This is a genomic window from Janthinobacterium sp. 67, assembly GCF_002797895.1.
GTDB lineage: Bacteria > Pseudomonadota > Gammaproteobacteria > Burkholderiales > Burkholderiaceae_D > Janthinobacterium.
Window position 1 is genome coordinate 6,160,628 of record NZ_PGES01000001.1, and the last position, 20,597, is coordinate 6,181,224.

The window sequence follows — 20,597 nt, forward strand, 5'->3', positions numbered from 1 at the left end:
GGACCCGCATGAAAACCAACTCCTCAGCGATAACACGCGTTGTCGACAAGAACATTCCCTACCTGTCTTCGGCCGTCGCCATCTGGCGCCCCCGCGCCGTGCTGCGTAGCTGGCCCGGCGTGGCCATCGCGCTGGTGATTGCCTTGTCGGCCACCTTTATTTCCAGTAATTACGGCGGTCCGCAACTGCTGTACGCACTGTTCTTCGGCCTGGCTTTCCACTTCCTCGCGTCCGATCCCACCTGCAAGCCCGGCATCGAGTTTTGCAGCAAGGTGTTGTTGCGCACGGGCGTGGCCCTGCTGGGCGCGCGTATCACCTTCAACCAGATCGCTTCGGTCGGCGTGACGCCCTTGCTGATCGTCGTCGGCGGCCTCATCGCCACCCTGGGTTTCGGCTACCTGCTGGCCAGGTGGCTCAAGCGGCCCATCACGGAAGGGATATTGTCGGGCGGCTCGGTCGCCATCTGCGGCGCGTCGGCCGCGCTGGCCATCTCGGCCGTGCTGCCGCAAACCAAGGAAAACGAAAAGTTCACCCTGCTGACGGTGGTCGGCGTGACGTCGCTGTCGACCCTGGCCATGATCGTCTACCCGCTGCTGGTCAAGCTGCTGGGTTTTGACCCGACGGAAGCGGGCGTGTTCATCGGCGGCACCATCCATGACGTGGCGCAAGTGGTGGGCGCCGGCTACCTGGTCAGCAACCATACGGGCGACGTGGCCACCTTCGTCAAACTGACGCGCGTGGCCTGCCTCGTGCCCGTCGTGCTGGGCCTGTCCATCATGTTCAAGCGCAAGGACGGCAAGAGCGAAGTGGACGCGCCGCCGCTCGTGCCCTTTTTCCTGATCGGCTTTGTCTGGCTCGTCATCACGAACAGCCTGGGCCTGATCCCGCAGGAAGTCAATGGCTGGATCAACAACGCTTCGCGCGCCTGTCTCGTCATCGCCATCGCCGCCCTGGGCGTCAAAACGTCGTTCCAGTCGCTGGCCTCGCTGGGCTGGCGTCCCGTGATCATGCTGGTGATGGAAACCGTGTGGATCGCCGCCTTTGTCGCCATCGCCGTCCTGCTGACGCGCTGAGCGAGCCGGACCCGCCATGAAGATCCTAGTCCTCGGCGCCGGCGTGGTCGGCACGGCATCGGCCTGGTACTTGCGCCAGGCGGGCCACGACGTACGCGTGCTCGAGCGCCAGGCGGGCGCCGCGCAGGAAACGAGCTTCGGCAATGGCGGGCAGATTTCCGTCTCGCACGCGGAGCCGTGGGCCAATCCCGCCACCCTGCGCAAGGTCGTGCGCTGGCTGGGCAAGGACGACGCGCCGTTGCTGTTCCGTCCCCGTCTCGATATGCTGCAATGGCAGTGGGCCTTACACTACCTGCGCGAATGTTTGCCATCGAGGGTGTCGCGCAATATGCGCCAGATCGTCGCCCTGGCCGAGTACAGCCGCCAGAGCCTGCAAGCCTTGCGCCGCGAAACGGGCATCGCCTATGACCACCTCGAGCGGGGCATATTGCATTTTTATACGGACCAGCAGGAGTTCGACAAATCGCAGTCGGGCGCCGCGCTCTTGCGCGAGCTGGGCTGCCCGCGCAATACCGTCAGCGCCGATGAAGTGATCCGGCTGGAACCGGCCCTGCGCCACGCGCGCAGCCAGATCGTCGGCGGCGATTTTACGGCCAGCGACGAGTCGGGCGACGTGCATTTGTTTACCACGGCCTTGGCGGCCCGCGCGGCGGTGGCCGGCGTGGATTTTCAGTACGGCACGACGGTGACGCGCTTGCTGGCGGATGGCGAACGCATCACGGGCGTGGAATGCATCGATGCGCAGGGCCGCCATCGCCTCGAGCACGCGGATGCCGTGGTGGTCGCCATGGGCAGTTTTTCCGCACCGCTGCTGCAGCCGCTCGGCATCCGCTTGATGCTGTATCCGGGCAAAGGGTATTCCGCCACCTATCCGATACGCGACCCTGTCAGCGCACCGACCGTCTCGCTGACGGACGATGGGCACAAACTGGTGTTTTCGCGCCTGGGCGAGCGCCTGCGCGTGGCGGGCACGTGCGAACTGAACGGCTACACGCGAGAACTGAACCCCGTGCGCTGCGCCGCCATCACGCGCAGAGTGCAAGCGCTGTTTCCCCACGCCTGCGATTACAGCGACCCCGTCTACTGGGCCGGCCTGCGCCCGCTCACGCCATCGAACGTGCCGTATATCGGTACGACGCGCTACCGCCGGCTGTTCCTCAACACGGGCCACGGCACCCTGGGCTGGACCATGGGCTGCGGCGCGGGCAGGGCGATCGCCGACCTCGTGTCCGGGCGGCGGCCGGAAGTCGATTTTGCGTTTTGCGGGGAAACCCAAGGAAAAAGGCTGGGGTCGGTCCCACCGGGAGCGGAATGTGGCCCATTGGGCCACGTTCCCCCTCAGGGGCCGACCCCGGATTTTGCTTCTGGTTTAAATGAATTGCACAGGAGATCAAGATGAGAGACGACGCCACCCCCGGCCAACCACCGACCGGCCTGACCCTGGCCGGCACCACTTACCAGTCGCGCCTGCTGGTAGGCACGGGCAAGTACAAGGATTTCGAGGAAACGCGACTGGCCATCGAAGCAAGCGGCGCCGAGATCGTCACCGTGACGATACGGCGCGTGAACATCGGCCAGGAAAAGGGCGAGCCGAACCTGCTCGACTTCATTCCGCCGTCGAAATACACGATCCTGCCCAACACGGGCGGCTGCTACAACGCGCGCGACGCCGTCTACACCTTGCAGCTGGCGCGCGAGCTGCTGGGCGGCCACCAGTTGTGCAAGCTGGAGGTGCTCGGCGATGAAAAGACCCTGTTCCCGAACATGCCGGAAACGCTGAAAGCGGCGCAGGAGCTGGTGCGCGACGGCTTCCAGGTGATGGTGTACTGCAGCGACGACCCCATCCAGGCGCGCATGCTGGAAGACATCGGCTGCATCGCCGTCATGCCGCTGGCGTCCCTGATCGGCTCGGGCATGGGCATTCTGAACCCGTGGAATCTGTCGCTGATCATCGAGCAAGCCAGGGTCCCCGTGCTGGTCGACGCCGGTGTCGGCACGGCGTCGGACGCGGCCATCGCCATGGAACTCGGTTGCGATGGCATTTTGATGAATACCGCCATCGCGGCGGCGCGCGAACCGGTACGCATGGCGCGCGCCATGAAACTGGCAGTGCAGGGCGGACGCGAGGCCTACCTGGCCGGACGCATGCCCCGGCGGGCGGGCGTCATGAGCGCCTCGCCCTCGTCGCCGATGGCCGGGCTGATCGCCTGAGCCCGATTTGTAGCAAGGCAGTTGATGATTGTTTCAAGCGTTTATAAAAACCACAATACCTGGAGATGACATGAAACACACACTCGTAGCGGCAGCCATCCTGGCCTCCTTCTTCGCCGGCAGCGCCAGCGCCCAATCGTCCGTCACCGTGTACGGCTTGCTCGATGCGGGCCTGACGTCCGAACACGGCGGCGCGGACGGTTCCGTCACCAAGCTGGCCACCGGCGTGCAGTCGGGCAGCCGCATCGGCTTCAAGGGCACGGAAGACCTGGGCAACAATCTGAAAGCCAACTTCTTGCTGGAAAATGGCCTCGACGTGGACACGGGCGCCAACCGCCAGGGCGCCCTGTTCGGGCGCAAGGCCTACGTGGGCCTGTCGGGCGGCTTTGGCGCTGTGAACCTGGGCTTGCAGCACAACCCGCTGTTCACCGCGCTGGACAATATCGACCCCTTCGAGACGGGCATGACGGGCGCCTCGATCAACCTGATGAGCGTGGCCAGCCTGCGCACGAAAAACTCCATCATGTACGAGACGCCGAAGGTGAACGGCTTGTCGGCCGCCGTGATGGTTGGCCTCGGCGAAAAGCCGGACAGCAATACGCTGGGCCGCACCATCGACTTTTCCATCGATTACGCCAACGGCCCGCTCGTGCTGACCCTGGCGCACGACAACCGCAAGGACACGCCGCTGAACACGGCCAAGGTCACCTTGCTGGGCGGCACCTACGACTTCGGCCCGGCCAAGCTGCACGCCGCATATGAGACGGACAAGGATGACGCGGGCACGGATTTCCGCAGCTACATGCTGGGCGCGTCGGCCCCCGTGGGCGCGGCGGGCAGCGTGATGGCGTCCTACATCAAGAAGGATGACCGCACGAATGCGCGCCGCGGCGGGCGCCAGCTGGCCATCGGCTACACCTATGCCTTGTCCAAGCGCACGAATCTGTACACCTCGTACGGCCGCATCAACAACGATGGCGCGGGCACCAACTTCGTTGGCGACGCATCGAGCGGCGGCAGCGTGCCCTTGCCTGGGCATAACTCGAGCGCCTTCACGGCCGGCATGCGTTTGAAGTTCTAAGACGCGGCGCGGGACGAGGCGATGGCGGGCTGTCTGTTGCGGATAGCCCGCCATTGTTGTTTCAGGAGCGGGGTAAAGTCACGGATTCCGGATTCAGGAATGAAACAGTCCGATTTTTCATGAATTTTCATTGACAGCGCATTTCGCAACCGTTAAATTGACCATGTATTTCAAATATCGGAACAAAATATACCGATTTTTCATAAAACCGTAAGGAGACTGAGCCATGACCGATTTGTCCGACCAAAAAGCCGCCGCCGCTGCCGTTCCCGTTGGCCCGCAAAAGATGACGCCTTCCGAAGCGTTCGTGGAAACCCTGGCCGCCAATGGCGTGACCGACATGTTCGGCATCATGGGCTCGGCCTTCATGGACCCGATGGATATCTTCGCCCCGGCCGGCATCCGATTGATCCCCGTCGTGCACGAGCAGGGCGCCGGGCACATGGCCGACGGTTACGCCCGCGTCTCGGGCCGCCATGGCGTCGTCATCGGCCAGAACGGCCCCGGCATCAGCAATTGCGTCACGGCGATTGCCGCCGCCTACTGGGCGCACACGCCCGTCGTGATCATCACGCCGGAGACGGGCACCATGAGCATGGGCCTGGGCGGCTTCCAGGAAGCGAACCAGCTGCCGATGTTCGAGGAATTCACCAAGTACCAGGGCCACGTGACGAATCCGGCCCGCATGGCGGAATTTACGGGCCGCTGCTTTGACCGCGCCATGTCGGAAATGGGGCCGACGCAGCTGAACATCCCGCGCGACTATTTTTATGGCGAAATCAAGGCGGAAATCCCGAAACCGAACCGTCTGGACCGTGGCGCCGGCGGCGAGCAAAGCCTCAACGATGCGGCCGAGCTGCTGGCGAAAGCCAAGTTCCCCGTCATCATCTCGGGCGGCGGCGTCGTCATGGGCGACGCGATCGACGAGTGCAAGGCCCTGGCCGAGCGCCTCGGCGCCCCCGTCGTCAACAGCTACCTGCACAACGACTCCTTCCCCGCCAGCCACCCGCTGTGGTGCGGCCCGCTCGGCTACCAGGGTTCCAAGGCGGCGATGAAACTGATCGCCCAGGCCGACGTCGTCGTGGCCTTGGGGTCGCGCCTGGGCCCGTTCGGCACCTTGCCGCAGCACGGCATGGATTACTGGCCGAAGAACGCGAAGATCATCCAGATCGACGCGGACAACAAGATGCTGGGCCTGGTCAAGAAGATTTCGGTGGGCATCTGCGGCGACGCCAAGGCGGCCGCCAAGGCGATTCTTGCCCGGCTGGACGGCAAGGCCCTCGACTGCGACGCCACGCGCGACGAGCGCTATGCCACGGTGCAAGCCGAGAAGGCCGCGTGGGAAGAGGAATTGACGAACTGGACGCACGAAAAAGATGCGTACAGCCTGGACATGATCGAAGAGCAAAAGAAAGAGCCGGGCAACTACCTGCACCCGCGCCAGGTCTTGCGCGAGCTGGAAAAAGCCATGCCGGAAGACGTGATGGTGTCGACCGACATCGGCAACATCAACTCGGTGGCGAACAGCTATCTGCGCTTTGAAAAGCCGCGCAGCTTCTTTGCGGCGATGAGCTTTGGCAACTGCGGCTACGCGTTTCCGACCATCATCGGCGCCAAGGTGGCCGCACCGCACCGTCCGGCCGTGTCGTATGCGGGCGACGGCGCCTGGGGCATGAGCCTGATGGAAACGATGACTTGCGTGCGCCACAACATCCCGGTGACGGCCGTGGTGTTCCACAACCGCCAGTGGGGCGCGGAAAAGAAAAACCAGGTCGATTTCTACAACCGCCGTTTTGTCGCCGGTGAGCTCGACAACCAGAGCTTTGCCGAGATCGCGCGCGCCATGGGCGCCGAAGGCATCACGGTCGACAAGCTGGAAGACGTGGGTCCGGCCTTGAAGAGGGCCATCGACATGCAGATGAATGAAGGCAAGACGACCATCATTGAAATCATGTGCACGCGCGAGCTGGGCGACCCGTTCCGCCGCGATGCGCTGAGCAAACCGGTGCGGCATCTGGATAAATATAAAGATTACGTTTGATTTGCTGCTGGAGTGTTGGATTACGCCCTCTGGGCTAATCCAACCTACGTGTAGCACGTATCGAATGCGTAGGTCGGATTAGCCGGGCCCTGGCCCGGCGTAATCCGACACCACTCTGACCGATCCTTGTATGACCCCGGCCATGCCGGGTTTTATGTGCCGGAACCATGCCTCATGCTTCCATGGTTCCGGCATTTTTTTACCGAATTGGAGTTCCCATGAAAGCCCTGCACCGCATCATCGCCCAGGCCCGCGCCGTGCCGAAACATATCGTCTTGTGCGAGGGCGGCGACGTGCGCGTGCTGCAGGCGGCCGCGCGGGCGGCAAGCGAAGGCCTGGCCCACATCACCATCGTGGGCAATCCGGCCGCCATCCTGGCCCTGGCGCAGGAACACGCGCTGGACCTGGACGCCGTGCGCCTGGTCGACCCGGTAGAATCGAGCGAGTCGGAACACTACGCCCAGCAATTGTTCGTGCTGCGCCAGTCCAAGGGCATGACGGTGGAGCAGGCGAGGAAAGCCGTGCAGGACCCGCTGTGCCACGCCAACCTGATGGTGCGCCTGGGCGACGCGGATGGCTGCGTGGCGGGCGCCGTGCACACGACGGCCGATGTGGTGCGCAGCGCCATCCAGATCATCGGCGTCGATCCGGCTTTCAAGCTCGTGTCCAGCTTTTTCCTGATGATGCTGTGCGAACCTTTCCACAGCCTCAAGGGCGGTTTTATCTTTTCCGACTGCGCCCTCGTGGTCGATCCGAAAGCCGAGGAATTGGCCGACATCGCCATGGCGGCCGCCGACAGCGCGCAAGCCTTGCTGATGGAAGAACCGCGCGTGGCCATGCTGTCGTTTTCCACCAGCGGCAGCGCCCACCACGCGGCCGTGGACAAGGTGCATGCGGCCACGGACAAGGTCAAGGCCCAGCGTCCGCTGCTGGCCATCGATGGCGACGTGCAGCTGGACGCGGCCATCGTGGCCGAGATTTCGCAGAGAAAAGTCAAGGATTCCGTCGTCAATGGCCGCGCCAACGTACTCGTGTTCCCGAACCTGGACGCGGGCAATATCGGCTATAAATTGGCCGAGCGCATGGGCGGCGCCGTCGCCATCGGCCCCTTGCTGCAAGGCTTGAAGAAGCCGGCCAACGACTTGTCGCGCGGCTGCAGCGCCGATGACGTGTATAACGTGATTGCCGTCACGTCCGTGCAGGCCCAGGGTGGGCGCTGAGTTGTTCAGCCTGCCCGTGCTGGCGCTGCTGGGTGTGGTGGCGGCGGGCACGTATTTCCAGACCGTCACGGGCTTTGGCCTGGGCATGATCGTCATGGGCGTGGCCAGCGGCCTGGGCCTGGCGCCCGTGCCCGCGCTGGCGGCCCTCGTCAGCCTGCTGTCCCTGGCCAATTGCCTCGTGGCCTTGCCGGGCGCCTTGCACCACCTGGACTGGCGCGCCATCCGCGCCGCCAGCATCGGCTTGCTGCCGGCCATGGCGGCCGGTGTCTTGCTATTGGGATACCTGGACCAGGCGTATGCGCCCTTGCTGAAGCTGCTGCTGGGCGCGGCCATCGTGTACGGCGGCGTCAGCATCCTGCTGCAGGCGCCGCCGGGGCCGGGCGCGGCCGACAAGCGCAGCTTCTTCATCAGCGGCGTGTGCGGCGGCCTGTTCTCGGGCCTGTTTTCGCTGGCCGGGCCGCCGCTCGTGTACCAGTTCTACCGCCAGGAAATGAGCTTGAAAACCATCCGCTACAGCCTGATCTTCCTGTTCGCCATCAGCGCGGGCGGACGCTCCTTGATGGCGGGCAGCCAGGGCCAGCTCGACGCAAAAGTGCTGTTGCTGTGCGCGCTGGCCTTGCCCGTGGGCGTGCTGGCGACGATGGCCGGCAAGCGCTACCCGCCGCCGATCGCGCAGCGCGGCATGCGCCGCATCGCGTTTGCCGTGCTGACCGCCATCGGCATTTCGCTGATGGCGGCAGCCGTGCCGCAATTGTTCGGCTAGTCTCCAAGCGTGCGGCGCTTGCAAAATATGCAAACAGCCTTTATATTCGCGGTTCTTTCTAGAACCTCTTCCTTATTGGAGCCAAAAGTGCCTCGCTTCTTCGCCATCACCTGCTAACGCTGACGAAATGCTCTTTGCAGCATCGTTCGGCGCGTTGACGCCCCCCGATTGCTGCGGCACTGCTCTTTCCGCACACGTATCCAAGACTACGCTCTTGATCGTCCACGCCCGAACACGTCGTCAGCACCCCTGACCCTGTATGGACACGCCCCGGTGAACGCGGCGTGGGACGCTATGTTTTTACAATCTTTACCCTTATTCAAATACCCGCGCACGCCGCACCTGGAAGGCTCGCGCCTGCAGGATGGCGACGACGGCTCGGACCAGATGCCCCTGAAAAAGCTGGCCGGCCAGTACGTCGTCATCGAGGAGAAAATCGATGGCGCGAACTCCGCCGTGTCGTTCAGCGATGCGGGCGAAGTGCTGCTGCAGTCGCGCGGCCATTACCTGGCGGGCGGCGGCAGCGAACGCCAGTTCAACCTGTTGAAACCGTGGGCGCATGCGCACGAACACGCCTTGCTGGGCTTGCTGGAAGACCAGTATGTGTTGTTTGGCGAATGGTCGTACAGCAAGCATTCCGTGTTTTACGACCGGCTGCCCCATTACTTCAACGAGTTCGACGTGTATTGCCGCCGCAGCCAGATGTTTTTGTCGACGGCGCGCCGTCACGCCATGCTGGCCGGCTCGCCCGTGCTGTCCGTGCCCGTGCTGTATGCGGGCTTGATGCCGGCCACGCCGAAGCAGTTGTGGCTGCTGCTGCGCCATTCGCTGGCCAAGTCCCGTCTGTGGCGCGACACGTTTGAACACGCGGTGGCGCGCGAACGCCTGCCGCTGAACCTGTGCTGGAAGCAGACGGACAAGTCCGACCATGCGGAAGGCCTGTACCTGAAGGTGGAGGACGACGAGCAAGTGCTGGCCCGCTACAAGCTGGTGCGCCATGACTTTACGCAAACCATCCTCGACAGCGGTTCGCACCACAGCACGCGGCCATTGATTCCCAACCAGCTGGCCGAGGGCGTGGACCTGTACGCGCCGCAGCCGCTCGTCACGTGGGAAAGCCTGGGCTTGCATACCTGCCATTCGCTCGATGAACTGGCAGCTTTATCGAGGAGTACAACATGATGAGCTGGAAAACCCTGCAGCAACTGGCGCCCTTGCCTGGCCAGTCGCCCGATTTCAACGCTTGCCTGGCCGCCTTCCCGCAGCTGGAACTGGCCAAGACGACGCCGCAAAACCCCGTGTATCACGCGGAAGGCGATGTGTGGACGCATACGATGATGGTGGTCGAGTCCCTGCTGGCCATGCCCGAGTACCGGCAAGCCACGCGCGCGGAACAGGAAATCGTGTTCCTTGCCGCCTTGCTGCACGACGTGGCCAAGTGCAGCACCACGGTGATCGACCCCATCACGGGCGCCATCGGCCAGCCCGGCCACTCGCGCAAGGGCGCGCTCGATGCGCGCATCGCCTTGTGGGATTGCGACGTGCCGTTTGCCGCGCGCGAGGAAATCTGCCGCCTGATCCATGTGCACCAGGTGCCGTTCTTTGCGCTGGAAACGTCGCGGCGCGGTGTCACGCCGGAATTTACCGTGCGCGAACTGTCGTGGCAAGTCGATATCCGGCTGCTGGCCATGCTGGCCGAAGCCGATATCCGCGGCCGCATCTGCCCCGATCCGCAGCGCATTTTGGATGCCATCGAGCTGTTCCGCGAACTGGCGCGTGAGGAAGGCTGCTATGGCCAGCGGCGCGCCTTTGTCGACGATCACACACGCGTCAAATATTTTCGCGGCGCCGAAGCCCATCCCGACTATCCATTGTTTCAGGAAGCGGGTTCGCACGTGATCGTCATGTCGGGCTTGCCCGCGTCGGGCAAGAACACGTGGGTGGACAAGCACCATCCGCGCCTGCCCGTCGTGTCGTTTGACGATGCGCGGACGGCCTTGGGCTTGAAGCATGGCAAGAACGAAGGGCAGGTGGGCGACTATGCGGAAGAGCGGGCGCGCGAACTGTTGCGCAAGGGCGAACCGTTCGTGTGGAACGCCACGCACCTGTCCAAGCTGATGCGCGAAAAGACGCTCAATCTGCTGTACAAGTACCACGCGCAGGTGGAGCTCGTGTACCTGGAGCAGCCGCGCAAGGAGCTACTGCGGCGCAACGGCCAGCGCGACACATCGCTGAGCAACAAGAAGCTGCAAGCGATGCTGTGGAACTGGGAAATCCCGCTGCCGATGGAAGCGCACACGGTGCGCTACGAGGTGGGCTGAACGCTAGCGTTTGCGGCCACCAAGCAACTGCGCGATCTCGCTGAACAGCTCATTGTTCAGCGAGGCGGGCAGGGTGGTGGCCAGGCTGCGGCTGTAGTAGGCGCCCAGGTCCAGGCCCAGCCCCAGCCCGCAAATCTCGATGGCGCCCTGCGCTTCGCGGCGCGCCACCACTTGCTTCAAGTGTTGCGCCAGGTAGAACTCGTCGTTGGCCAGATTCGTGGCCGTGTCCATGGGGCAACCGTCGGACACGACGAGCAGGATGCGCCGTCGTTCCGGGCGTGCCAGCATGCGCGTGCACGCCCAGTCCACGGCTTCGCCATCGACGCCTTCGCGGTACAAATCCGCCTTCAGCAGGGCTGCGATGTCGGGCCGCGCGCGGCGCCAGCTTGTATCGCCATCCTTGAAGACCATGTGCACGAGTTCATTCAAGCGGCCCGGATTGGCCGGCGAGCGGGCGCGCATCCAGTCGCGCTTGGCTCGTCCGCCGTTCCAGGCGCCCGTCGTAAAACCCAGCAACTCCGTCGCGACACCGGCCTGGTCCAGGGCGCGCAGAACAATGTCGAGCAGCACGGCCACGGATTCCGCATGCGTCTTCATGGAGCCGGAGCAGTCGACAAGAAAGGTGACGAGGCAATCGGCTTGCGGTAAAAATTGTTCCTTGCGAAACAGCCTGCGTTCGGACGGCGAGCTGATCAGTTGCGCCAGGCGCCGGCCGTCGATATACCCCTCTTCCTCGCCGAAGGACCAGCCGTCGCGCTCGGGCACGGCCAGCAATTGCGTGAAACGCCGCGCCAGGCGGGCCGTGTTGATGCCCAGGCTGGCGATGCGCTCGTCCATGCGTTCGCGGTATTCGAGCAGCAGGGCGCGGCGGACCAATTCACCCGCTTTTTCTTCGCGGTCGTATGCCGTGGAGTAGGCCTTGTAGCCGCCATCGCCATCGCTGAAGGCGCGGCTCTCGCCCAGCGGGGCGGCGTCCGGAAGGTGGTCGTTGTCGCTGTCGAAATCGAGCAGCAGCTTGAAGGCCGCCTGCGCCTTCGCGTCGCCGGCGGCGTCCTCGCCGCCATCGCGCGCCGTTTGCGCGTCTTTCAGCATGGCGTCGACGGCGTGGCTGATGGCCAGCGCATGGCGCGCAAAGGCGGCCTGGTCGGCGCGGTGGCGGCGCAATCCCGCCAGGTCGCCGCTCAGTGCGGAAGAAACGGACCAGCGCGTCGCCTCAATAAAATCTTCCGTCTTTTCCAGCACGGGCCTGGCCGTCAGGCGCGACCAGCACATCTGGAATACCGTGTACAGCAGCAAGCCCGACGCGCCCTCGGCCAGGCCGGAATCGTAGAACGCATGCGACCAGGCCGTGAAGCGGTGGCGCAGGTTGTGGATCACGCCTGCGTGCTGTTCTGGCGCAAGCGTTTCCACTCTTAACTGTTCCAGCAATTCAAACACGAGCCGCGCCACGGGTTCGGCCGGACACAGTGAGCGGTGCAGCTTGGCGTCCGTATGCAGCAGCCGCAGGGCCACGCTGTCGGCCGCGCCGCGCAAGGACGGCAAATCCTGCAGCGCCGCATCGGGCTGCAGATGGGCCGCATGGATGGGTAGCGGGCGGTGGCCGTCGTGCAGGCGCCGGCCCCGGTAGCGTATCGAGGGCGAACCGCTGAGGGCGCGGATGGCGCCCGCGCACAACTCGTCCGTTTCCTGCTGCTCGCGCGTGTAGGCGGCAGGCGCCGTCGTTTCCGTACTCATGCCTGGCTCGCCAGCAAATCCTCATTGAAACAGCGCTGGTAATACTCGGCCACCATGGGCCGCTCTGCCTCGTCGCATTTGTTGAGGAAGGACAGGCGGAAGGCCAGGGCCGGGTCGCGGAAGATCTGGCAGTTTTCCGCCCACGTGATCACCGTGCGCGGCGACATCAGACAGGCCAGGTCGCCCGCCGCATAGCCGTGGCGCGTGAGGCTGGCCACAGCCACCATGCTGGCGGCCAGCTGGCGGCCCGCCTCGTCGTCCATGGCGGGGACACGCGCCAGGACGATCTGGGTTTCTTCCTCCTGCGGCAGATAGTTCAATGTGGCAACGATATTCCAGCGGTCGATCTGCGCGTGGTTGAGCACTTGCGTGCCGTGGTACATGCCGTTCAGGTTGCCCAGGCCCACGGTATTCGACGTGGCGAACAAACGGAAGTGGGGGTGCGGCGTGATGACGCGGTTCTGGTCGAGCAGGGTGAACTTGCCGTCGCGCTCGAGGATGCGCTGGATGACGAACATCACGTCGGGGCGGCCCGCATCGTACTCGTCGAAGATCAGGGCCACGGGCCGTTGCAGGGACCAGGGCACGATGCCTTCCTGGAATTGCGTCACCTGCTGCTGTTCGCGCAGCACGATGGCGTCCTTGCCGACCAGGTCCAGGCGGCTGATGTGGCCGTCGAGGTTGACCCGCACGCAAGGCCAGTTCAGGCGCGCCGCCACTTGTTCGATATGCGTGGACTTGCCCGTGCCGTGCAAGCCCTGCACCATCACGCGGCGGTTGTGGGTGAAGCCGGCGAGGATCGCCAGGGTCACGTCCTTGTTGAAGCGGTAGGCGGGGTCGATGTCGGGCACGTGCGGGTCGCGCTCCGTGAAGACGGGCACGAGCAGGTCGCTGTCGATATCGAACAGGCTGCGCACGGACTGCAAGGTTTGCGCCGCTGCGGCGGGGGGATGTTGGCGTGAATCTGGCACCTTGTTCTCCTGTGAAGCCGCAGCATTGGCGCTACGGCGGTTATGAATGACCGGTTTGCAATGCGTCGTCGTCCCCACCCGTCGTCGGCATGGTTTCCGATTCGATGGCGGCCAGGGCTTGCGCGGCGCGTTGTAATGCTGGCAAGAAATGTAAAGCCTTGTCGTGCGTCAAACGGATGATGGGCGCCTGGATGGCCACGGCCAGGTTCGAGCGGCCGTTCGGGTTCGGCACCAGCACGGCCACGCACAGCAGGCCGGGCAGGAATTCCTCGTCGTCCAGCGCATAGCCGTTGCGGCGCACCAGTTCCAGTTCGCGCTCGAGCTTGACGGGGTCCGTTTCCGTCTTGTCCGTAAAGCGCGTCAATTCCATGTGGCCCAGCAGGCGGCGCCGTTGCACGGGCGTCATCTGTGCCAGGAACAGCTTGCCGCTGGACGAGCAGTGGGCAGGCACCCGCGAACCGGGATGCAGGTAGAAGCGCAGCGGGGCCGCCGTTTCCACCCGGTCCAGGTACACCACTTCGCTGCCGCTGAAGGCCGTCAGGTTGCAGCTTTCGCCCACTTCCTCGACCAACTGGCGCAAGACCATGCGGCGGGCGCCATGGAACGTGTTGTTAATTAGCAGGTTCGACGCCAGGCGGCGCAGGCGCACGCCCGTGCTGTAGTGGCGGCCATCGCTTTCGCGCTGCAGCACGCCCACGCTTTCCAGCTGTTGCAGCATGCGGTGCAGGGTGGGCTTGGGCAAGCCCGTTTCTTCCACCAGCGCCTGCAGCGACAGCAACTGGTCTTTTTCGGCAATCACTTCCAGCAAGGCAAACAAACGCATCGTGGGCGTGTCGCCTTCCAGTTTTTCCGGCTCAAGTTTTGGGGATGAAATCATGTCCATGGTGGCCTCGGTTGTCTGTCTGAGTGTTATTTCATTTTCGAACTCAAATTGTACCGTTTCCTCGAAATTCTGTTTGACTTTTGATTGCTGAACGCTTAAATTGAATTGTATATCAAATTTCGGAACAAAATATACCGTTTTTTGATAATTTAGCCTAAGCTTATCACCACAGACCAGGAGACACCCATGAATGACATGACCGACCAAAAAGCCGCCGCCGCAGCGGCCATCCCCACCGGCCCGCAAAAGATGACGCCTTCCGAAGCGTTCGTGGAAACCCTGGCCGCCAATGGCGTGACCGACATGTTCGGCATCATGGGCTCGGCCTTCATGGACCCGATGGATATCTTCGCCCCCGCCGGCATCCGGCTGATCCCCGTCGTGCACGAGCAGGGCGCCGGCCACATGGCCGACGGTTATGCCCGCGTCTCGGGCCGCCATGGCGTCGTCATCGGCCAGAACGGCCCCGGCATCAGCAATTGCGTCACCGCCATCGCGGCCGCCTACTGGGCGCATACGCCCGTCGTCATCATCACGCCGGAGACGGGCACGATGAGCATGGGCCTGGGCGGCTTCCAGGAAGCGAACCAGCTGCCGATGTTCGAGGAATTCACGAAGTACCAGGGTCACGTGACCCATCCGGCCCGCATGGCCGAATACACGGGCCGTTGTTTTGACCGCGCCATGTCCGAAATGGGCCCGACCCAGCTGAACATCCCGCGCGACTATTTTTATGGCGAAATCAAGGCCGAGATCCCGAAACCTAACCGCCTGGACCGCGGCGCCGGCGGCGAACAAAGCCTCAATGACGCGGCCGAATTGCTGGCGAAAGCCAAGTTCCCCGTGATTATCTCCGGCGGGGGCGTCGTCATGGGCGACGCGATCGACGAATGCAAGGCCCTGGCCGAGCGCCTGGGCGCCCCCGTGGTCAACAGCTACCTGCACAACGACTCCTTCCCCGCCAGCCACCCGCTGTGGTGCGGTCCGCTCGGTTACCAGGGTTCGAAGGCGGCCATGAAACTGATCGCCCAGGCCGACGTCGTCGTGGCCTTGGGTTCGCGCCTGGGCCCGTTCGGCACCTTGCCGCAGCACGGCATGGATTACTGGCCGAAGAATGCGAAGATCATCCAGATCGACGCGGACAACAAGATGCTGGGCCTGGTGAAAAAGATTTCCGTGGGCATCTGCGGCGACGCCAAGGCGGCCGCGAAAGCCATCCTGGCGCGCCTGGATGGCAAGTCCCTCGACTGCGACGCCACGCGCGACGAGCGCTATGCCACCGTGCAAGCCGAGAAGGCCGCGTGGGAAGAGGAATTGACGAACTGGACGCACGAAAAAGATGCGTACAGCCTGGACATGATCGAAGAGCAAAAGAAAGAGCCGGGCAATTACCTGCACCCGCGCCAGGTCTTGCGCGAGCTGGAAAAAGCCATGCCGGAAGACGTGATGGTGTCGACCGACATCGGCAACATCAACTCGGTGGCGAACAGCTATCTGCGCTTTGAAAAGCCGCGCAGCTTCTTTGCGGCGATGAGCTTTGGCAACTGCGGTTACGCGTTCCCGACCATCATCGGCGCCAAGGTGGCCGCACCGCACCGTCCGGCCGTGTCGTATGCGGGCGACGGCGCCTGGGGCATGAGCCTGATGGAAACGATGACTTGCGTGCGCCACAACATCCCGGTGACGGCCGTGGTGTTCCACAACCGCCAGTGGGGCGCGGAAAAGAAAAACCAGGTCGATTTCTACAACCGCCGTTTTGTCGCCGGTGAGCTCGACAACCAGAGTTTCGCCGAGATCGCGCGCGCCATGGGCGCCGAAGGCATCACGGTCGACAAGCTGGAAGACGTGGGTCCGGCCTTGAAGAAGGCCATCGACATGCAGATGAATGAAGGCAAGACGACCATCATTGAAATCATGTGCACGCGCGAGCTGGGCGACCCGTTCCGCCGCGATGCGCTGAGCAAACCGGTGCGGCATCTGGACAAGTATAAAGACTACGTTTGATGTGATGGGGTTGTTGGATTACGCCTTTCAGGCTAATCCAACCTACGCCACGGCATGCGCGTAGGTCGGATTAGCCGGGCCTCGGCCCGGCGTAATCCGACACAGCGTTGTGACGAAATTCTCACAGATTGTCACGGAAACATCATAATTTCATTAAAGAATACAAGGCGTCCCGTTTTTTGGATTATTTGATTTGACAAGGCCATGCTTAAGGCTTAAATTCAATAAAAGACAAAAAACGGAACGTAGCGTATCAAAAACGATTTACGGAGACCACCATGAACCACCCTGTACCGCACACCGACGCCGTCACCATCGACTTTTTGCAAGCGTTCGGCGATGCCTGGAACCGCCACGATATCGACGCCCTGATGGCCGCCATGGCCGACGATTGCGAATTCCATGCCGTGGCCGGCCCTGATCTGCTGGGCAAGAGTTTTGTCGGCCGCGACGCCGTGCGCGCCGGCTTCGAACTGGCCTGGCAAACCTTCCCTGACGCCGCCTGGCTCAATCCAGAACACTTTGTCAGCGGCCAGCGCGGCGTGACGGAGTCGACGTTTGCCGGCACCAAGGCGGACGGCACGCGCATCGAAGCGCGCATGGTCGACATCTTCACTTTCCGCGACGGCAAGATCGCAGTAAAAAATGCCTTCCGCAAGGATCGCCCACCGGTCGCTACCGGCAACAAAGCCTGAGCCAGCACGTTCACCGGGAATGATCATGAACAAACCTGTCGACACCCCATCTGACGTATTGGGCACCAGCACCGCCGCCCGCACGTCCTACGATCCCGCCTACGATCCGCTGGTGGCCCAGCGCCCCGGCCACGGCAATGCCTACGCGCCCACCTACTGGATCGGCACGGCCGGCGAGCCACCCGCCGACGACGGCCCCATCACGCATGATATCGATGTCGACGTGGCCATCATCGGCTCCGGCTTCACGGGCTTGTCCTGCGCCATCTTTTTGGCCCAGGAACACGGCATCAAGGCCACCGTGCTGGAAGCGAACCGGGTCAGCTGGGGCTGCAGCACGCGCAACGGCGGCCAGGCGCAATGCACGACGGGCCGCCTGAAACGTTCGCAGTGGATCGCCCGCTACGGCATGGACACGGCCCTGAAACTGCACGCGGAAGTGTGCGACGCGATGCAAACGTTCAAGAAGATCACGGCCGACATCGATTGCGAGCCGCAGCCGGGCGGCCACCTGTACATCGCCCACAAGGCGAAAGCCATGCCCGCGCTGGAAAAAGAAGCCAAGGTCATGCGCGAAATCTTCAAGTACGACGCGCGCATCCTCGACGCCGATACCGTCAAGCGCGAATTCGTCGACGACAAGGAAGCGGCCGGCGCCCTGCACGAGCCGGAAGGCATCGGCATTCACGCGGGCAAGCTGGCGTTCGGCTACCTGCGCAAGGCCCGTGCGCTGGGCGCCAAGGTGCATCCATCGAGCCCCGTGATGGGATGGGAAACGCGCAACGGCGTGCATTATCTGCAAACGCCGGGCGGTGTGGTGCGTGCCCGTTCCGTGGCCGTGGCCACGGGCGGCTACACTTCGCCGCACCTGCATCCGCAAGTGAAGAACCGCCTGCTGCCGATTCTGTCGAATTCGCTCGTCACGCGCCCATTGACGCCGGCGGAAATCGAGGCGTGCAACTTCCGCACCCACCAGGTGATCACGGATACACGCATCTTGCGCCACTACTACCGATTGATGCCGGACAACCGCGTGCAGATCGGCAGCCGCAGCGCCATCACGGGCGCCGACGCGCCGGACGACAAGTACAAGCAATTTTTGATCAACGATCTGCACCGCAAGTTCCCCGCGCTGACGGGCATCGCCATCGATTATTCGTGGTGGGGCTGGGTCGACGTCAGCCACGACATGATGCCGCGCATCGTGCAACCGGACCCGAAGCAATCGATCTTCTATTCGCTCGGTTACGGCGGCAACGGCGTCATGTACTCGGCGCAAGCGGGCCGGCGCATGGCCGAGCGCATCGCGGGCAAGGCCAGCGACACGGGCTTGCCGATCTTCAATTCGAAACTGCCGTACCCGAACATGATGGAACTGGTCGAGTCGCAAGCGTTCGCCCCGTTCCGCCGCCTGGGCCAGCGCTTCCTGTACCGCTGGTATCACCTGAAAGATGAAGTTTTCTAAAAGCAGCACTGCAGTTCAAGTCGTCGCATGAGCTGGCATAGACCGGCCAGCGGCGCCATCCGCAAGGATGTTATTGCCCGAACGTTCACACATAACAATAACTTGGAGTGAGACATGAACACTAATACGAGCAAAACAGGTTTTTCAACGATGCGCCGCGCCGTCCTCGGCACCCTGGTACTGGGCGTCGCCCTGGCCTCGAGCGGCACGGCCTTTGCGCAAGGCAAGGAAGTGACGATTGCCTACCAGGAAATCAACGGTCCCTTCCTGGTGGCGATCGCCAGCGGCGAAGTGGAAAAAACCACCGGCTATAAAATCAACTGGCGCAAGTTCGACTCGGGCGCCAAGGTAGCCACCGGCATGGCGTCCGGCGACGTGCAGATCGGCGTCATCGGTTCGAGTCCCTTGACGGCGGCCGTCAGCCGCGGCGTCGACCTGCAGCTGTTCTGGATCATCGACGACATCAACGAAGCCGAAGCGATGGTGGCCCGCAATGGCGCCGGCATCACCAAGCCGACGGACTTGCGCGGCAAGAAGATCGCCGTGCCATTCGTGTCCACCACGCACTTCCACACCATGTTCGCGCTGGAAACGTGGGGCATCAAGCCCACGGAAGTGAAATTGCTCAACATGCAGCCGAACCAGATCGCCGCCGCCTGGGAACGCGGCGACATCGACGCCGCCTTCGTGTGGGACCCGGCCTTGAGCAAGCTCAAGCAAAACGGCAAGGTGCTCGTCACGTCCGGCGAACTGAGCAAGAAGGGCAAGGCCACGTTTGACGGCATGGCCGTCGAGCGCGCCTGGGGCGAAGCGAACGCCGATTTCATGGCCAAGTTCGTCAAGGTGATGGCGGCCGCCGACGCCGACTACCGCGCCAATCCGAAGGCGTGGACCATCGATTCCCCGCAAGTGAAAGCCAACGTCAAGCATTCTGGCGCCGCCGCCAAGGACGTGGCCGCTTCCGTGGCCCTGTACGCCTACCCATCGTTGCAGGAGCAGGCGTCGCCCACCTGGCTCGGTGGTGGCGCCAAGGGCGGCGTGGCGCAAGCCTTGCTCGCCACGGCGCAATTTCTGAAAGCGGAAGGCAAGATCGACGCCCTGGCTCCCGATTACGCCAAATATGTGACACCCAGGTATGCACAGGCCGCCGGCCTGCTGAAGTAAACGTTGTGCGATGGCGCGCCTGCGGGCGCGCTGACTGAACAGAATGCGTTGAACTGAAGTGACTACACCTATGCGGGGCACATGATGGAAAATCTCTACGTCAAGGATGTCAGCGTGATTTATCCGGGCAAGACGGCCGGTGAACGCGTACATGCCTTAAATAATATCAATCTCACCATCAATAGCGGCGACTTCGTCGTCGCGCTGGGCGCCTCGGGCTGCGGCAAGACTACCTTGCTGAGCCTGATGGCGGGCTTTATCGCCCCGTCCAAGGGCGAAATCATGTTGGGCAGCAATAAAGTGGAAGGGCCGGGCGCCGACCGTGGCGTCGTGTTCCAGAAACATGCCTTGCTGCCATGGTTGAACGTGATGGAAAACGTGGAATTCGGCCTCAAGCTGCAAGGCGTGGCTAAAGCCGTGCGGCGCGAACAGGCGGCCAAGAACCTGGCGCTGGTCGGCTTGAAGGACTTTCACGACAATATGATTTATCAATTGTCGGGCGGCATGCAGCAGCGCGTCGGCATCGCCCGCGCGCTGACCTGCAATCCCGCCATGCTGCTGATGGATGAACCGATGGCGGCGCTCGACGCGCTGACGCGTGAAACCATCCAGGAATTGCTGCTCGATATATGGGCCAAATCGAGCACCATGTTCTTCTTCATTACCCACAGCGTCGACGAGGCGCTGTTCCTGGCGAACCGGCTGATCGTCATGTCGCCCCGTCCGGGCCGCATTACGCACACGTATGAACTCGATTTCAACAAGCGCTTCCTCGAATGCCGCGATGCGCGCGCCGTGAAATCGAGCCCGGACTTCATCAAGATGCGCGAAACGGTGCTCAACATCATTTATGGCGACGAGCGCGCCGTCAATAAAGAGCTGGAGGTGTCTCATGCATAGCCCATCCGCCGTGGGATTTCCTCCCGCCACCGCCAAGCGCGCCGGCTTCTTTGGCCGCCTGTTCGCCCCCC

17 protein-coding genes are annotated in these 20,597 nt (G+C 63.1%); 14 read left to right on the top strand and 3 right to left on the bottom strand.

The genetic code is table 11. The features are described from left to right. Positions 1 to 8: 8 nt before the first annotated feature. From CLU90_RS27735 to CLU90_RS27775, 9 genes are all read left to right on the top strand, one after another. Positions 9 to 1,073 carry a YeiH family protein gene (locus tag CLU90_RS27735; RefSeq protein WP_092718840.1) on the top strand — a complete coding sequence of 355 codons (1,065 nt, stop codon included), beginning with the start codon at positions 9 to 11 and terminating at the stop codon, positions 1,071 to 1,073. 16 nt (positions 1,074 to 1,089) lie between these two features. Beyond that, the gene (locus CLU90_RS27740; protein ID WP_100429323.1) at positions 1,090 to 2,472 is read left to right on the top strand and encodes a D-amino acid dehydrogenase; all 1,383 of its coding nucleotides are present in this window, start codon (positions 1,090 to 1,092) and stop codon (positions 2,470 to 2,472) included. Further along, positions 2,469 to 3,284, top strand: a complete 816-nt coding sequence (locus CLU90_RS27745) for a thiazole synthase (RefSeq protein WP_100429324.1) — start codon at positions 2,469 to 2,471, stop codon at positions 3,282 to 3,284. The genes CLU90_RS27740 and CLU90_RS27745 overlap by 4 nt, the downstream gene beginning before the upstream one ends. Positions 3,285 to 3,354: 70 nt before the next feature. Continuing rightward, entirely contained in the window at positions 3,355 to 4,365 is a 1,011-nt protein-coding gene (locus CLU90_RS27750; RefSeq protein WP_100429325.1) for a porin, read from the top strand. 226 nt (positions 4,366 to 4,591) lie between these two features. Continuing rightward, complete coding sequence (gene xsc, locus CLU90_RS27755) at positions 4,592 to 6,406, top strand: sulfoacetaldehyde acetyltransferase (RefSeq protein ID WP_100429326.1); 1,815 nt, start codon at positions 4,592 to 4,594, stop codon at positions 6,404 to 6,406. Between the two features lie 218 nt (positions 6,407 to 6,624). Next, positions 6,625 to 7,626 (top strand): phosphate acetyltransferase, encoded by a 1,002-nt coding sequence (gene pta / locus CLU90_RS27760; RefSeq protein WP_100429327.1) that lies wholly within the window; start codon positions 6,625 to 6,627, stop codon positions 7,624 to 7,626. A 1-nt stretch (position 7,627) separates the two neighbouring features. Then, entirely contained in the window at positions 7,628 to 8,389 is a 762-nt protein-coding gene (locus tag CLU90_RS27765) for a sulfite exporter TauE/SafE family protein (RefSeq protein WP_232731353.1), read from the top strand. A 294-nt stretch (positions 8,390 to 8,683) separates the two neighbouring features. Beyond that, the gene (locus tag CLU90_RS27770; RefSeq protein WP_100429329.1) at positions 8,684 to 9,571 is read left to right on the top strand and encodes an RNA ligase family protein; all 888 of its coding nucleotides are present in this window, start codon (positions 8,684 to 8,686) and stop codon (positions 9,569 to 9,571) included. Continuing rightward, positions 9,568 to 10,710, top strand: a complete 1,143-nt coding sequence (locus tag CLU90_RS27775) for an AAA family ATPase (RefSeq protein ID WP_442906729.1) — start codon at positions 9,568 to 9,570, stop codon at positions 10,708 to 10,710. Before CLU90_RS27770 ends, CLU90_RS27775 begins: the two co-directional genes overlap by 4 nt. A gap of 3 nt (positions 10,711 to 10,713) precedes the next feature. On the opposite strand, the gene CLU90_RS27780 is transcribed toward CLU90_RS27775, so the two are convergent. From CLU90_RS27780 to CLU90_RS27790, 3 genes are read right to left on the bottom strand one after another with little or no spacing between them, the layout of a single operon-like run. Further along, on the bottom strand, positions 10,714 to 12,444 hold the full coding sequence (locus CLU90_RS27780) for a cobaltochelatase CobT-related protein (protein ID WP_100429330.1): 1,731 nt from the start codon (positions 12,442 to 12,444) through the stop codon (positions 10,714 to 10,716). Continuing rightward, positions 12,441 to 13,415: an AAA family ATPase gene (locus tag CLU90_RS27785; protein ID WP_232731354.1), complete on the bottom strand. Its 975-nt coding sequence runs from the start codon at positions 13,413 to 13,415 to the stop codon at positions 12,441 to 12,443. The genes CLU90_RS27780 and CLU90_RS27785 overlap by 4 nt, the downstream gene beginning before the upstream one ends. Before the next feature lie 40 nt (positions 13,416 to 13,455). Further along, entirely contained in the window at positions 13,456 to 14,292 is an 837-nt protein-coding gene (locus tag CLU90_RS27790; protein WP_374106902.1) for an IclR family transcriptional regulator, read from the bottom strand. Between the two features lie 201 nt (positions 14,293 to 14,493). Here CLU90_RS27790 and xsc (CLU90_RS27795) point away from each other — a divergent pair, with 201 nt between their 5' ends. The 5 genes from xsc (CLU90_RS27795) (at position 14,494) to CLU90_RS27815 (ending at position 20,526) form a co-directional block, all read left to right on the top strand. Beyond that, a complete protein-coding gene (xsc, locus tag CLU90_RS27795; protein WP_100429584.1) occupies positions 14,494 to 16,302 on the top strand; it encodes a sulfoacetaldehyde acetyltransferase in 1,809 nt (602 codons plus the stop codon). 278 nt (positions 16,303 to 16,580) lie between these two features. After that, positions 16,581 to 16,997 carry a nuclear transport factor 2 family protein gene (locus CLU90_RS27800; RefSeq protein ID WP_092719674.1) on the top strand — a complete coding sequence of 139 codons (417 nt, stop codon included), beginning with the start codon at positions 16,581 to 16,583 and terminating at the stop codon, positions 16,995 to 16,997. 25 nt (positions 16,998 to 17,022) lie between these two features. Continuing rightward, positions 17,023 to 18,462, top strand: coding sequence for an NAD(P)/FAD-dependent oxidoreductase (locus CLU90_RS27805; RefSeq protein ID WP_100429585.1), 1,440 nt, complete (start codon positions 17,023 to 17,025; stop codon positions 18,460 to 18,462). A 114-nt stretch (positions 18,463 to 18,576) separates the two neighbouring features. Further along, on the top strand, positions 18,577 to 19,626 hold the full coding sequence (gene tauA, locus CLU90_RS27810) for a taurine ABC transporter substrate-binding protein (protein ID WP_198511275.1): 1,050 nt from the start codon (positions 18,577 to 18,579) through the stop codon (positions 19,624 to 19,626). An 84-nt stretch (positions 19,627 to 19,710) separates the two neighbouring features. Continuing rightward, positions 19,711 to 20,526: a taurine ABC transporter ATP-binding protein gene (locus CLU90_RS27815; protein WP_100429586.1), complete on the top strand. Its 816-nt coding sequence runs from the start codon at positions 19,711 to 19,713 to the stop codon at positions 20,524 to 20,526. The last annotated feature ends 71 nt before the right edge of the window (positions 20,527 to 20,597 follow it).

What these genes read in the sequence shown, in the direction of transcription:
- CLU90_RS27735 (WP_092718840.1), top strand. Translation starts at nt 9, where the DNA reads ATGAAAACCAACTCCTCAGCGATAACACGCGTTGTCGACAAGAACATT.
- CLU90_RS27740 (WP_100429323.1), top strand. Translation starts at nt 1,090, where the DNA reads ATGAAGATCCTAGTCCTCGGCGCCGGCGTGGTCGGCACGGCATCGGCC.
- CLU90_RS27745 (WP_100429324.1), top strand. Translation starts at nt 2,469, where the DNA reads ATGAGAGACGACGCCACCCCCGGCCAACCACCGACCGGCCTGACCCTG.
- CLU90_RS27750 (WP_100429325.1), top strand. Translation starts at nt 3,355, where the DNA reads ATGAAACACACACTCGTAGCGGCAGCCATCCTGGCCTCCTTCTTCGCC.
- xsc (WP_100429326.1), top strand. Translation starts at nt 4,592, where the DNA reads ATGACCGATTTGTCCGACCAAAAAGCCGCCGCCGCTGCCGTTCCCGTT.
- pta (WP_100429327.1), top strand. Translation starts at nt 6,625, where the DNA reads ATGAAAGCCCTGCACCGCATCATCGCCCAGGCCCGCGCCGTGCCGAAA.
- CLU90_RS27770 (WP_100429329.1), top strand. Translation starts at nt 8,684, where the DNA reads ATGTTTTTACAATCTTTACCCTTATTCAAATACCCGCGCACGCCGCAC.
- CLU90_RS27775 (WP_442906729.1), top strand. Translation starts at nt 9,568, where the DNA reads ATGATGAGCTGGAAAACCCTGCAGCAACTGGCGCCCTTGCCTGGCCAG.
- CLU90_RS27780 (WP_100429330.1), bottom strand. Translation starts at nt 12,444, where the DNA reads ATGAGTACGGAAACGACGGCGCCTGCCGCCTACACGCGCGAGCAGCAG.
- CLU90_RS27790 (WP_374106902.1), bottom strand. Translation starts at nt 14,292, where the DNA reads ATGATTTCATCCCCAAAACTTGAGCCGGAAAAACTGGAAGGCGACACG.
- xsc (WP_100429584.1), top strand. Translation starts at nt 14,494, where the DNA reads ATGACCGACCAAAAAGCCGCCGCCGCAGCGGCCATCCCCACCGGCCCG.
- CLU90_RS27800 (WP_092719674.1), top strand. Translation starts at nt 16,581, where the DNA reads ATGAACCACCCTGTACCGCACACCGACGCCGTCACCATCGACTTTTTG.
- CLU90_RS27805 (WP_100429585.1), top strand. Translation starts at nt 17,023, where the DNA reads ATGAACAAACCTGTCGACACCCCATCTGACGTATTGGGCACCAGCACC.
- tauA (WP_198511275.1), top strand. Translation starts at nt 18,577, where the DNA reads ATGAACACTAATACGAGCAAAACAGGTTTTTCAACGATGCGCCGCGCC.
- CLU90_RS27815 (WP_100429586.1), top strand. Translation starts at nt 19,711, where the DNA reads ATGGAAAATCTCTACGTCAAGGATGTCAGCGTGATTTATCCGGGCAAG.